We start from the raw sequence: 12,670 nt of genomic DNA, 5'->3' as shown, positions 1-12,670 counted from the left end.
CATCTGCGGCGTTTGTCAGGGCGCGCGCCGGGTAGCCCCTGCCGACCGTGCCGCGCCAACTGCGGAGGACAGACATGATGGGACCCGGTGACACCGGCTCCGACCCGTGGGACGAATTCCTGGCCAGGTACTTCGGCCGGGGCGAGGGAGGGCGCCGACCGCCGCACCGGGTCGACATCACCCGACTGATGACGGCTGACGCCCGGGAGATGCTGGCCGACGCGGCCCGGAGGGCCGCGCAACGCCACAGCAGCGACCTGGACACCGACCACCTGCTCTGGGCGGCGCTACAACGCGAACCCCTGCGTGACCTGGTACGCCGGGCCGGCGCCGACCCGGACACCCTGCTCAACGCGCTCGGCGGGAAGGGCGACGGCGCGCCGCGCGGGGAGGTGCCGCCCAACCTGTCGTTGACCCCAGCCGCCAAGCGCGCGCTGCTCGACGCCCATCAGCTGTCGAGGGCGATGGGCGCCAACTACATCGGCCCGGAACACATCCTGATGGCGCTGCCGCTCAACCCGGAGTCGCCGGCCGGGCGGATGCTGGCCGCCGGTCGGATCCAACCCGAGTCGTTGCAGGCGGCCAACGCCGAGCGCGGGCCGATGACCGGCCCGAAGCCCGACCGCGGCACCCCGACCCTCGACCAGTACGGGCAGGACCTCACCGACCTGGCCCGCAACGATCAGATCGACCCGGTGATCGGACGGGCCGACGAGATCGAGCAGGCCGTCGAGATCCTGTCCCGGCGTACCAAGAACAACCCGGTGCTGATCGGTGAGGCCGGCGTCGGCAAGACCGCCATCGTCGAGGGGTTGGCCGAACGGATCTGCGACGGTGACGTCCCGCAGACCCTGCTCGGCAAGCGGGTCGTCCAACTCGACCTGGCCGGCCTGGTCGCCGGCACCCGGTACCGGGGCGACTTCGAGGAGCGGCTGAAGAAGGTGATCGACGAGATCCGGGCGCACCGGGACGAGCTGATCATCTTCATGGACGAGATTCACACGCTGGTCGGGGCGGGTGGCGCCGGCAGCGAGGGCGGGATGGACGCGTCCAACATGCTCAAACCCGCGCTGGCCCGGGGCGAGCTGCGGGTGATCGGCGCGACGACGCTGGACGAGTACCGCAAGACCATCGAGAAGGACGCCGCGCTGGCCCGGCGCTTCCAGCCGGTGCTGGTGCCCGAGCCCAGCGTCGACGACACGATCGCCATCCTGCGGGGGCTGCGCGACCGGTACGAGGCACACCATCAGGTGCGCTTCACCGACGAGGCACTGGTCGCCGCCGCCGAGCTGTCCGACCGGTACGTCACCGACCGGTTCCTGCCGGACAAGGCCATCGACCTCATGGACCAGTCCGGCGCACGGGTGCGACTGCGTACCCGCACTCCCGCCTCCGACGTGCGGGAGCTGGAGCAGCAGCTCGACGAGGTACGCCGCGACAAGGAACAGGCCGTCACCGACGAGCAGTACGAGCGGGCCTCCGCGCTGCGCGACCGGATCTCCGAGCTGGAGGAGGCGATGCGTCGCGCGAACGGCGACAACGGGTCGGCCTCGCAGGTGCCCGAGGTGGGCCCGCAGGAGATCGCCGAGGTGGTCTCCCGGGCCACCGGCATCCCGGTCAGCCAGCTCACCGAGGAGGAACGGGACCGGCTGTTGCGCCTGGAGGGGCACCTGCACCAGAAGGTGGTCGGCCAGGACGACGCCGTCACCGCGGTCGCCGAGGCCGTCCGTCGCTCCCGGGCCGGGCTGGCCGACCCGGAGCGGCCGATGGGCAGCTTCCTGTTCCTCGGCCCGACCGGCGTCGGCAAGACCGAGCTGGCCCGCGCCCTGGCCGAGGCGTTGTTCGGCGAGGCGGACCGGATGGTCCGGGTCGACATGAGCGAGTTCCAGGAGCGGCACACGGTCAGCCGGCTGGTCGGCGCCCCACCCGGGTACGTCGGCTACGAGGAGGCCGGCCAGCTCACCGAGGCGGTGCGCCGCCGCCCGTACGCGGTGGTGCTGCTCGACGAGATCGAGAAGGCCCACCCGGACGTGTTCAACATCCTGCTCCAGGTGCTCGACGACGGGCGGCTCACCGACAGCCAGGGCCGGACGGTGAACTTCAAGAACACCGTCCTGATCATGACGAGCAACCTCGGCTCCGAGCTGATCACCGGCACCCAGCGGGCCGTCGGGTTCGGCACCGGTGCGCCGGGCAGCGAGCAGGAGAACGAGGAGCTGCGCGAACGGTTGATGCGCCGCCTGCAGGAGAACTTCCGCCCGGAGTTCCTCAACCGCATCGACGAGGTCATCATCTTCCGACGGCTGGAGGCCGAGCAGTTGCGCGACATCACCGCGCTGCTGCTGGAGGAGACCCGCCGGCGCATGCACGCCCAGGACCTCCAGGTGGAGTTCACCACCGCCGGCATCGACTGGCTCGCCGAGCACGGCTACCAGCCGGAGTTCGGCGCCCGCCCGCTGCGCCGCGTGATTCAGCGGGAGGTGGACAACCACCTGTCCCGGATGCTGCTGGAGTCGGCGATCTCACCCGGGCAGAAGGTCATCGTGGACGTCCGCGACGGCGCGCTCACCTTCGACGTGACCGCGGGCGAGCGGGGGTACACCGCCGCCACGACCACGCACCCGCGATGAGTGGGCCGACGCGACGAGGCGAACCTGAAGAGCCGCACGAGCCCGCGGAGACCCGGGACGAGGACCACCATCCCGACCCGATCCTGGCGTCGCCCACCGCGAACCCCCGCAGGACGCGGGTGCCCGCGGAGGGCCTGCATCCGAAGACCGACCAGGACGACCCGGAGACGTCCGGGCCGCCGCCTGCGAGAGGAGACCTGATGGTACGCGAAGCGCGGCTCGACCCCGAGGTGGAAGTGCTCTGGGAGGACTTCCACGCCGAGGTCAACGTTCCGTCGGAGCAGCTGCGTACCTGGCTGCTGACCCGGGGTTCCGGGGAGGAGGCGTTCAGCCCGAGCCCGAACCTCGACCTGCCCCAGCCGGGCCGGGAGATCCTCAAGGTGCTGAACAAGCGCAAGGTCGACCTCACCCCGGAGGACATCGAGGTGATGCGGGAGGCGGTCGAGCGGATCCGCGAGCTGATGGACGCCAAGCCGTCGCGCGGCAGCGCCGACGACAACTGGCGGCACTCGCTGCTCGACCTGGGTCACGACCCGCTCGTCGAACGCTGAGAGGTGCCACGCTCGACGGTGCCGTCCCGGGCAGGGACGGCACCGTCGCGTCACGCTACTGGCCCTGGTCGGGCTCCAGGCTGCCGATGGTCAGACCCGCCGCGTCGGCGGCGGCGTCCCGGTCACCACGGGTCTGGTCCTCCCTGCTGAGCAGGTTGGCGTACTCGGTGACGTCGGCCGGGTCGGGCACCTCCGGCAGTCGGCGCAGGAACGCCTCCACCTGACGTGTGGCGGCGGTGTGCGCGGCAGCCGCCTGGCGGAGCAGTTCGCGGTCGTCGGCGGGCGGGTAGAGGTCGGTCATGTCCGCCAGATACCCGGACAACGGCGGTTCGCACCGCCACCGGCCGGGAATACCTCTCACTCAGCCCGGCTGGACCCCGGTGGGCTGCCGGACGCCGAACCCCGGATTGCGCAGCAGCCAGGCCAGGTACGCGGGATGCGGGGCCAACGAGTCGACGTACGCCGCCTTGGCCGTCTCCAACACCAGTTCGGCCTCCCGGGCGGCGGGGGCGTCCGGGTGCCAGCCGAGCAACAGCCGCCAGCGCAGCGGTATCCCGGCGAGCCGACGGGTGACCAACCCGGCCACCGGGCGGAACGTCGCCTGGCACAGCGCCACCCCCACGCCGGCGTCCACCAGGTCGAGGCAGCCACGGATGTCGGTCTCGTACACCTTGCGAGGGGTGAAGCCGGCGCGGGCGCAGGCGGCGGCGAAGCAGTCGCTGAAGCAGCCGTCGCCCGGCGCGGCCACCCACTGCTCGTGACGCAGGTCCGCCAGGCGCACCTCGTCGTGCGCCGCGAGGGGGTGCGTCTCCGGCAGCAGCACCAGCACCGGGTCGATGGCCACCTCCTGCCAGCTCAGACCGAACCCGACCGACGGGCTGGCGTCACCGCACACACCGGTGAGCGCGAAGTCCAGTCGGCCGCCGGTCACCAACTGCGCCAACTCGTCCACCGACCAGGAGGCGTACGTGGTGATCTGGGCGGGGGGCTGCTCGGCGGCCAACCGGTGCACCAGCCTGCCGAGGATCGGGCTGTTCACCCCGCCGAACCGGTAGCAGGGCGGCGCGTCGCCGGCCCCGGCCAGGCGGGCGGCCTCGTCCTGCAGCCCTTTCATCGCCGGCAGCAGCACCCGGGCACGGGCCAGCACCAGCTCGCCGAGCGCGGTGGGCCGGGCACCGCGCCGATCCCGGTCGAACAGCGGGCCGCCCAGTGTCCGCTCGATGCGCTGGAGCTGGGCGGTGAGCGCCGGCTGGGCCAGGCCGAGCGCCGACGCCGCCTTCGTCACACTCCCCGTCTCCGCGATAGCGCAGACCACCCGCAGGTGACGCAGCTCCAGGTTCATACCGTGACGGTAGGACTACGAGTCAGCTGGCGGAATAGCCCGACCGGATCGGTGACAATGAATGCTTTAGGCGGGCGTCGCCGCCCGTCAGCCGCGGGGCGGCTCCGGCAGGTCCGCCAGGTACGTCGGCCGCCGGGTCACCGCGTCGAGCACCTTGTCCACCACGCCGACCGCCGGCTCCACGATCCGGTTCCACGGAGGCGTGGCCGGGGTGCCCGGGTGCGGTCGGGTCGGGGCTGCCTCCTCGGCGATCTCCAGCCGGTTGCCGAGCCGGATCAGCTCCTCCTCGGTCGCGACCGTGCGCAGCTCGGTGACGAGCGCGCCCACCCCGTCGACGTGCCGGCGGACCCGCTCGGTGACGTCGATCAGCGTCTCCTCGGTCATCCCCTTGAGGGTGGACAGCAGGCTGGCGTCGGCGTTGATCTCGGCGTCCACCCGCTCGGTGGCGGTCGGCAGCGCGGCGCGCACCGCCGGCAGCAGGTACTGCTCCTCGGCGGACAGGTGCCGCGACAGCGCGGCGGTGAGCACCGCCAACCCTTCCTGCGGCGTGGCGTCCGGACCGGTGAGCTGGTCCAGCAGCGCCAGCAGCTGCCGGTGCTCGCGATCCACGATGTCGGCGATGTTGCGGCCACCGGGCCGGTAGCCCTCCTCGGGTGCGGGCGTGGGCGGCAGCGGCGGCAGGGGAACGGCGGACATGGTGCCCTCCTCGACTGGCGGGCGGAAGCTCCGGCAGGGGATGTGCGGTCGTGGGCGGCGGTACCCGAACGAGGCCCCGGCGAAACCGATCCGTCGATGCCTTGGTGCGCGTGCGACACGTGCGCCGGACTGTCTGCGCCGGTGCGCCAAACTGTCTGCGCCGGTGCGCCGGCCTGTCGACCGGCTCGGGCTGGTATGAAGAGGCGATGACGAGCGATGCCGCCTCCGCCCGACCCGACCCCACCGCAGAGGTCGTGGACCTCTGCCGCGACCTGCTGCGCATCGACACCACCAACACGGGGGACAACGACACCAGTGTCGGCGAGCGCCGCGCGGCCGAGTACGTGGCGGAGAAGCTCGCCGAGGTGGGCGTCGAGTCCGTCCTGCACGAGTCCGCGCCGGGCCGGGCGAACGTGGTGGCCCGCATCCCGGGCACCGACCCGAGCCGGGGTGCGCTGCTGGTGCACGGCCACCTGGACGTGGTGCCCGCCGACGCCGACGAGTGGTCGGTGCACCCGTTCTCCGGCGAGCTGCGCGACGGCTACCTGTGGGGCCGCGGCGCGATCGACATGAAGGACTTCGACGCGATGGTGCTCGCCGTAGTGCGGCACTGGCAGCGCACCGGGGTACGCCCCCCGCGCGACATCGTGCTCGCGTACACCGCCGACGAGGAGGCGGGCAGCGACTACGGCGCGCGCTTCCTGGTGGACAACCACCGGGGTCTCTTCGACGGCTGCACCGAGGCGATCGGCGAGGTCGGCGGCTTCTCCTACTCGGTCAACGACAGCCAACGGCTCTACCTCATCGAGACCGCCGAGAAGGGCATCGACTGGCTGCGGCTGCACGCCAAGGGCCGCCCCGGGCACGGCTCGATGATGCACGACGACAACGCGGTCACCGCCCTGGCCGAGGCGGTGGCCCGGATCGGCCGGCACCGCTTCCCGGTGGTGGTCACCGACACCGTGCGGGCGTTCCTGGAGGAGGTCTCCGACCTGCTCGGCGTCGAGCTGGACCCGGAGGACCCGGAGACGGCCATCGCCAAGCTCGGTCCGATCGCCAACATCATCGGCGCGACCATCCGCAACACCGCCAACCCGACCCGGTTGAGCGCCGGCTACAAGGACAACGTCATCCCCGGCCGGGCCACCGCCACCATCGACTGCCGCAGCCTGCCCGGCCAGTCCGAGCTGCTGGAGCGGCAGCTGCGCGAGCTGGTCGGCCCGGACATCGCGATCGAGTACGTCCAGCGGCAGCCGGCGTTGGAGACCACCTTCGACGGTGATCTGGTCGAGGCCATGTCGGCGGCCCTGCGAGCCGAGGACGCGGGGGCGCGGCCGGTTCCGTACATGCTCTCCGGGGGCACCGACGCCAAGGCGTTCTCGCAGCTCGGCATCCGCTGCTTCGGGTTCGCCCCGCTTCGACTGCCCGCCGATCTGAACTTCTCGGCGTTGTTCCACGGCATCGACGAGCGCGTTCCGGTGGACGGACTACAGTTCGGCGTGCGGGTTCTCGACCGGTTCCTCCGCACCTGCTAGCCGTGTCCGGCAGCTGCAGCCGGCGCGCAACCTCCCCATCGTGAAGGGACTGCCCCACATGACCGACCAGAACGGTGAGCTGGACGCCGCTCTCGAGCGCGTGATCGAAGCGGCCCGCCACCACCTGGCCGCCGTACGTGCCGCTCAGGGCCGCGTCGACGACGACGACGTCTGGCAGGCGTACGTGGCGTTGAACAACGCCTCCTACGCGTACGACGAGCGGCTGCTCGACGCCTTCGGCGAGGTGACGCCATGGGATGTCGACTCGATCGACCCGGACGAGGCCGACGAGCGCTTCGGCGGCGCCGAGGGAGTCGAGGCCAGCGACCCGCACCCCCGGGTGATCTCGGTGCGTCAGCGTCGTGACTACCGGGTGCCGAGCATCTCCGCGCTGCTGCGGGTGGCTGAGGCGGCCCGCCGCGAGGGCACCCCGGAGGACGACGAGCCGGCACCGGTGGAGGGCGTCGGCGAGGCGGTGCTGGAGCTGCTGCAGAGCGGCGACGGCTCGCTCGGCGCGCTGGACGTCCCCGAGTTGGAACCGCTCGACGGGGTGGTCATGGTCAGCGAGGTGGGCACCCCGGTCGACCTGGAGTCGTTCGAGGACGACGATGCGGTCGGCCCGTTCCAGCCGGCGGCCGACGACCGGCTGGTCGGCCGGCTCGACGAGCACCCGTTCCTGGAGCTCGACGACGACCACGACCACGCCGGGCACCAGCACTAGGCCGTGTGATGCCCGGGGCCCGCACGGGCCCCGGGCGTCACCGCCCAGCTCTCAGTACGACAGACCCGGCTGCGGCTGGTTGACCCGCCGACGGCGCAGCACCACCTGCCGCGTGCCGTCCCGGTACAGCCGCACCCGGGCCAACTCCCATCCGGAGAACTCCGCCTGGATCGCCAACTGCGCCGCCGCGGACAACCGGTCGACGTTCGGCGGCAGCCGCAGTGGCGCGTATTCGTAGTCCATGCCGTCCATGCTGCCCAGCCCAGCGGCCGTCCGCCACCCCCTCCAGGGTGACCAACGACGCTGCTGTGGGCGGTTCGTGCCGCCCTGTGCGCGCCCGCGAGTTCTCGGCCGCGCGGGGCGTCAGCCGGTGGGCGCGTTCGCCGTCAGCAGGGCCGCCAGCGTCGGTGCGGCCAGAGCGACCGCCCGGGGCCGGCCCGGGTCGACCGCGAGCCCCCACGACGGGTCCGGCCAGTCTTCGAGCAGTTCGGCGCAGGGCAGCGCGACGAACGGCACGCCATCCCCGGCGAACGCGGCGAGCGCCCGGGGGGAGGTGAAGACCGGCAGTAGTGGTTCGCCGTTCGCATCGCCGACCACCGTCCACGGGACGTCGGCGTCCGCCGCCGGTTCCCCGGCCAGCGGGACGCACACCGTGGCGCCGGCCAGCACCGCGAGGTAGCCGGGCAGGTCACGCCGGTCGGCGGCCGTGGTGAGCAGCGCCACCACCGCCGGCTCCGCCACCTCGGCGGTTGCCGGCTCCGCCACCTCGGCGGTTGCCGGCCCCGCCACCTCGGCGGTTGCCGACCGGACGGCTGCCGGCCCGGCCGGTCGCGCCGTCGGGCCGGGGCGGGTGGCCGGTGGCACCGCCCGGCAGGAGAGCGCGCCCGGCTGGTCGGTCAGCACCTCGGCGGCCGTCCGGGCCACGAACACGCTGAGCCGCTCCAACTGGACCGGAGTGCGCGGTGCCTCGTACCACCAGCCCGTGCCGTCGGTCGGGCGGTGCCAGCCGAGCGCGGCCAGGCGTGCCTCGTCGTGGCCCGGGCAGACCACCCGGACCACCTCGCGGCGCACCAGCAGTCGGAGCCCGCGCGGACCGGCGGAGAGCTCCAGGTCGGTGTCACGGTCGCAGCGGGCGACCGTGTCCCGCAGCCGTGTGACGATCTCCGGCCAGGTCGGCGACGTCACGCCGGTGTGCCCGGCAGGCGGTCGTCCAGCCGCCCGAGCCGGGCGACGGTCTCCTCCAACCGGCCCAGCGCCGAGAAGTCTCCGGGCTTGCCGAACAGGTCGGTGAGGCCCGTGCCGAGCGCGGTCTCCAACCCGTCGGTGTGCTCCTCGACGTGCTCGGTGGCCGTCGTGCGGGCCCGCCGGTACGCATCGAGCACCAGCTCGGCCATCCTCTCGGCCCCGGCGCGCAGGGCTGCGGGCGCGACGGTGAGGCCGGTCAGCGCGCCGGTGGCGTCGACGGTCGCCGAGACCAGCCCGCTCTCGTCGGTCGCGGTGCCGGACAGTTCGGCCAGATCGTCGCGGAGCCCCGCGAACCGGCTCTCGATGTCGGCGATCCGCCCGGCGAGCGCGTCGAACGCGGACGTCGGGTCAGTCATGAGATCCCTCCCCCGTGGACGGTGCGACCGGGTGGTGCCGGTGGCCGGGAGATCGTATCGTCGGTGCGCTCGACACATGGGGGAGGAACGGCATGCCGCCGGATATTGATGTTGACGTGCAGGCGGTCGGTCGACTGGAGACGGCCGCCACGCAGGTCGCCAGCGCGCTCGCCGCGCTGGAGAGCCAGATCGTCTCGGCCGGCGATGTGCCGTCGGGCGCCTTCGGCCACCTGCCGTTCGCCAGCGACATGCTCCGCGCGAAGTACGCCGAACAGGTCACCGGCGGCGTGGAGCTGTTCGGCGCCGCGAATGCCGCGTTCGGCCGGGTCGCCGACGCGCTGGCTGACACGGCCGAGGCGTACGAGGGCACCGAGCAGGACCTCGACGCCGGGTTCAAGACCATCCAGTCGGGGCTGCCCGGATGAGCGGGCCGGCCGGCAGCGCCGTCCAGTTGTGGAACGGCCTCGACAACGCGCTCTCCGGGGTGCAGGAGGCGGTCGACAGCGTCTGCCGGACCCTGGCCTGGCCGCTCATCCAGCTCGTCGACATGGTCGACGGTGAGCCCGCCGTCCTGCGCGCGAAAGCCGCCGAGTGGGACGCGCTGGCCACTCAGGTGCGTGACCTGGCGCAGGGGCACCGCGGCACCCGCGAAACCGCCCAGACCGGGTGGCGCTCGCCCGCCGGCGAGGCGTACGGCCAGCGGCTGGCCGAGGTCGAACAGCAACTTCTCGGCGTCGCCGAGCAGTTCGCCGCGACAGCGGAGTACCTGCGCAGCGTCGCCGACGGCCTGCAGACCGTGCACGACGTGCTCGTCGACCTCTGCGTCGAGTTCGTGAACTTCCTCCTGGTGACGCTGGTGACGGCGTTGCTGATGGCACCGTTCACCGCCGGCGCGTCCTGGGCGGCCGGCCTGGGGGTCGCCGTGACCCGGGGCCTGATCGTCGTCACCCGGATGCTGAAGGTCATCCGGCCGCTGGCGACGCACCTGCAGAAGGTCATCCGCCTGCTCCAGCGGGTCATGCTGTACCTGCGCAAGCTGCGCAGCCACCTCGACAAGCTGGTCGACATGCAGAAGAAGCTGCGCACCGGCCAGAAGTACGCCGACAAGCGCCACGTCGCCGGCAAGATCGACAAGTGGCACCACAAGTTCCTCGATCCCACCAAGGGCACCTACAAGCTGGGCAAGTCCGGCTCACCGTTCGACATGGGCGCTCTCGAACGGGCCGCCGCGCTGCGCGCCCACGGCGTCGCCGACGGCGCGCGGGTGATCGCCCGGGACTGGGCGACCAACCTGCCGTGGAACGTGCCGAACTCGGTCGTGCACGGCGTCACCTGGGGGGCCGTCGCGTTCACCAGCGGCCTCTCCGTTCCGGGTAGTGAACAGGTCAAGGACCAGGTCGACCAGGCGGTACAGGGCGGCGCCGACTGGATCGACCAGAATGTCTTCGGGCAGCCGCCGGCAGGCCAGCCGGCGGGCCGCTAGGGAGGGAACGCGTGATGTCAGGGGAGCGAAGCCGGCTCGGTCGGTTCACCGACGTGGTGCTCGGCGGCGCTCGGGCAGCCCGCGACAAGGCCCGTGAGCTGCGCGACGAGTTCCGCACCAGCGACGAGCCCGAACGTGCCCTCGTCGCGCCGGTGCTGCCCGGGCAGGAGCTCCGCTACGTGGGGCTGGCCCCGGTCCGTGCCCCGGAGACGCACAAGGCCGGCCGGCAGCTCGCCGACGAGGTGGCGGGCGAGATGGCCGACGCGCTCGACCCGAAGGTGTTGTTCGGGCTGCTCAACATCGTCAATCCGGTGGTCTGGGTCGACGCGGTGCTGACGCCGGTCCGGCTGGCGGCTGGCGTGCTGCTGCTGCCCGGCAAGGCCGGTGCCGTCGCCGTGGGCCTGCCGGAGGCCGCCGAGCCGGTGCCAGGTCCGCCGCACCAGCCGGTGCGGCGGGAGCCGATCCCGCTCACCGAGGAGCAGGAGGCGTTCCGGGCGCTGTTCCGACTCAGCCTGTACCGGCCGCTGGCCGACCAGCTTGCCGAGATCGCCTACCGGCGCCGGTACGTCTTCAGCGGCGACCTCGCCACCCTCGCCGGCAGCCTGCTGCTCTTCCTGGAGCGCTACACGGGCACACCGCTGGCGGTGACCGACACGCACCTGCACCTGCTGCGGATGGGGCCCCGCCCCGACGCTGACCGGCCCGACCGGCGCCAACCACGGGTGCTGTGGAGTGTGCCGCGCAGCCGGGTGGCCCGGGTCGACTCCGAGCGGGGTGTGGCCGGGCTGGTGCAGTTCTCGTCCACCATCTTCTTCGACGACGGCTCGTGGATCCGCATCGACCAGCCCGCGCTCCGGGACGACCAGTCGCGTTTCCTGACCGCGATCCACGAACTCCCGGGCCAACGCCCCGCGCCGTGACCCGGCCCGCGTCCGACGCCCTGACCCGGCCGGCGGGTCAGCCGTCGCGCTCGGGGTAGCCCACCGGCACCGCCGAGACGTCGTCCAGCGCGGTGGTGATCTCCTCGGGAAGCGTGATCCGCTCCACCTGAAGCGCACCGAGCAGCTGCCCGACGGTCCGGGCGCCGAGGATCGGCGCGGTCACCCCCGGCCGGTCGCGGATCCAGGCCAGCGCCACCTCCAGCGGCGACACACCCAGCCCACCGGCCGCGGTCGCCACCGCCTCGACGATGCTGGAGCAACGCGGCTCCAGGTACGTCGCGACGAACCGCTCGAAGTGCGGCGACGCGGCCCGGGAATCCGCCGGACGGCCGTGCCGGTACTTGCCGGTGAGCACTCCCCGGCCCAGCGGTGACCAGGGCAGCACGCCGAGGCCGAGCGCGTCACACGCGGGCAGCACCTCCCGCTCCACGCCCCGCTCCAGCAGCGAATACTCCACCTGGGCGGCGACCACCGGTGCCCGCCCCGGCCAGGCGGTCTGCCACGCGGCGGCCCGCGCGGTCTGCCAGCCGGAGAAGTTCGACACCCCGACGTAGCGGACCTTGCCGCTGGACACCGCGTGGTCCAGTGCGGCGAGGGTCTCCTCGAGCGGGGTGTCCGGGTCGTACCCGTGCACCTGGAACAGGTCGACGTGGTCCGTGCCGAGCCGGCGCAACGACGCGTCCAGCGTACGCAGCAGATGCCCCCGGGACCCGTCCCGGCGCCGGCCGCTGCCTGGGCGCAACCCCGCCTTGGTGGCGATCAGCAGATCGTCGCGGGGCACGAGGGTGCCCAGCAGCGAGCCGATCACCGACTCGGCGTCACCGTCGCCGTACACGTCGGCGGTGTCGATCAGGTTGCCGCCGGCGTCCAGGAAACTCTTCAGCTGGGCGGCCGCGTCGTCGGCGTCGGTGTCCCGGCCCCAGGTCATGGTGCCGAGCGCGAGCCGGGAAACCGCCAGCCCGCTTCGGCCGAGCGGTCGCTGCTGCATGGGTGAACCTTATTTCGAACCTGCCGATACGGATATCCTCGCTCCCGTCATCTCTGCCGGTTCTGCCGGTTCCGCCGACGGCGGGCACCGCGACGGGCGGGGATCATTGGTGGAGAGCCGGTGATCGAGTCCGTTATCGGCATTGCGTAACCTGGTGCGACCTGTGCCACGGATGGGGGAGG

14 protein-coding genes are annotated in these 12,670 nt (G+C 72.6%); 7 read left to right on the top strand and 7 right to left on the bottom strand.

The features are described from left to right. Positions 1-74: 74 nt before the first annotated feature. On the top strand, positions 75-2,630 hold the full coding sequence (locus ABZS37_RS14895) for an ATP-dependent Clp protease ATP-binding subunit (protein WP_355169130.1): 2,556 nt from the start codon (positions 75-77) through the stop codon (positions 2,628-2,630). 200 nt (positions 2,631-2,830) lie between these two features. Then, positions 2,831-3,181 (top strand): DUF3140 domain-containing protein, encoded by a 351-nt coding sequence (locus ABZS37_RS14890; RefSeq protein ID WP_355169128.1) that lies wholly within the window; start codon positions 2,831-2,833, stop codon positions 3,179-3,181. Positions 3,182-3,236: 55 nt separating this feature from the next. Here the strand turns inward: ABZS37_RS14890 and ABZS37_RS14885 are convergent, their stop codons facing one another. From ABZS37_RS14885 to ABZS37_RS14875, 3 genes are all read right to left on the bottom strand, one after another. Continuing rightward, positions 3,237-3,482: a hypothetical protein gene (locus tag ABZS37_RS14885; RefSeq protein ID WP_354996026.1), complete on the bottom strand. Its 246-nt coding sequence runs from the start codon at positions 3,480-3,482 to the stop codon at positions 3,237-3,239. Positions 3,483-3,542: 60 nt separating this feature from the next. Continuing rightward, positions 3,543-4,523, bottom strand: coding sequence for a LysR family transcriptional regulator (locus ABZS37_RS14880; RefSeq protein ID WP_355169126.1), 981 nt, complete (start codon positions 4,521-4,523; stop codon positions 3,543-3,545). 87 nt (positions 4,524-4,610) lie between these two features. Next, positions 4,611-5,219, bottom strand: coding sequence for a hemerythrin domain-containing protein (locus ABZS37_RS14875; protein ID WP_355169124.1), 609 nt, complete (start codon positions 5,217-5,219; stop codon positions 4,611-4,613). Between the two features lie 206 nt (positions 5,220-5,425). Here ABZS37_RS14875 and ABZS37_RS14870 point away from each other — a divergent pair, with 206 nt between their 5' ends. After that, positions 5,426-6,754: a M20/M25/M40 family metallo-hydrolase gene (locus ABZS37_RS14870; protein WP_355169122.1), complete on the top strand. Its 1,329-nt coding sequence runs from the start codon at positions 5,426-5,428 to the stop codon at positions 6,752-6,754. Positions 6,755-6,812: 58 nt separating this feature from the next. Beyond that, positions 6,813-7,475 (top strand): hypothetical protein, encoded by a 663-nt coding sequence (locus tag ABZS37_RS14865; RefSeq protein WP_355169368.1) that lies wholly within the window; start codon positions 6,813-6,815, stop codon positions 7,473-7,475. 51 nt (positions 7,476-7,526) lie between these two features. On the opposite strand, the gene ABZS37_RS14860 is transcribed toward ABZS37_RS14865, so the two are convergent. From ABZS37_RS14860 to ABZS37_RS14850, 3 genes are all read right to left on the bottom strand, one after another. Continuing rightward, positions 7,527-7,718 carry a DUF5703 family protein gene (locus ABZS37_RS14860; RefSeq protein ID WP_355169120.1) on the bottom strand — a complete coding sequence of 64 codons (192 nt, stop codon included), beginning with the start codon at positions 7,716-7,718 and terminating at the stop codon, positions 7,527-7,529. Positions 7,719-7,838: 120 nt separating this feature from the next. Beyond that, on the bottom strand, positions 7,839-8,660 hold the full coding sequence (locus tag ABZS37_RS14855; protein ID WP_355169118.1) for an SseB family protein: 822 nt from the start codon (positions 8,658-8,660) through the stop codon (positions 7,839-7,841). Continuing rightward, positions 8,657-9,076, bottom strand: coding sequence for a YbaB/EbfC family nucleoid-associated protein (locus ABZS37_RS14850; RefSeq protein WP_355169116.1), 420 nt, complete (start codon positions 9,074-9,076; stop codon positions 8,657-8,659). Before ABZS37_RS14850 ends, ABZS37_RS14855 begins: the two co-directional genes overlap by 4 nt. 92 nt (positions 9,077-9,168) lie before the next feature. On the opposite strand from ABZS37_RS14850, the gene ABZS37_RS14845 reads away from it, so the two are divergent. From ABZS37_RS14845 to ABZS37_RS14835, 3 genes are read left to right on the top strand one after another with little or no spacing between them, the layout of a single operon-like run. After that, positions 9,169-9,501, top strand: a complete 333-nt coding sequence (locus ABZS37_RS14845; RefSeq protein ID WP_355169114.1) for a hypothetical protein — start codon at positions 9,169-9,171, stop codon at positions 9,499-9,501. Continuing rightward, positions 9,498-10,559, top strand: a complete 1,062-nt coding sequence (locus ABZS37_RS14840) for a WXG100 family type VII secretion target (protein WP_355169112.1) — start codon at positions 9,498-9,500, stop codon at positions 10,557-10,559. The genes ABZS37_RS14845 and ABZS37_RS14840 overlap by 4 nt, the downstream gene beginning before the upstream one ends. A gap of 14 nt (positions 10,560-10,573) precedes the next feature. Next, on the top strand, positions 10,574-11,479 hold the full coding sequence (locus ABZS37_RS14835) for a hypothetical protein (protein ID WP_355169110.1): 906 nt from the start codon (positions 10,574-10,576) through the stop codon (positions 11,477-11,479). Positions 11,480-11,516: 37 nt separating this feature from the next. Here the strand turns inward: ABZS37_RS14835 and ABZS37_RS14830 are convergent, their stop codons facing one another. Beyond that, the gene (locus ABZS37_RS14830; RefSeq protein WP_354996017.1) at positions 11,517-12,488 is read right to left on the bottom strand and encodes an aldo/keto reductase; all 972 of its coding nucleotides are present in this window, start codon (positions 12,486-12,488) and stop codon (positions 11,517-11,519) included. Between the last annotated feature and the right edge of the window lie 182 nt (positions 12,489-12,670).

It is taken from the genome of Micromonospora sp. NPDC005413 (assembly GCF_040606435.1).
Taxonomy (GTDB): domain Bacteria; phylum Actinomycetota; class Actinomycetes; order Mycobacteriales; family Micromonosporaceae; genus Micromonospora.
The sequence above is the reverse complement of the archived record's forward strand: the minus strand, read 5'-3'. Positions and strand labels throughout refer to the sequence as shown.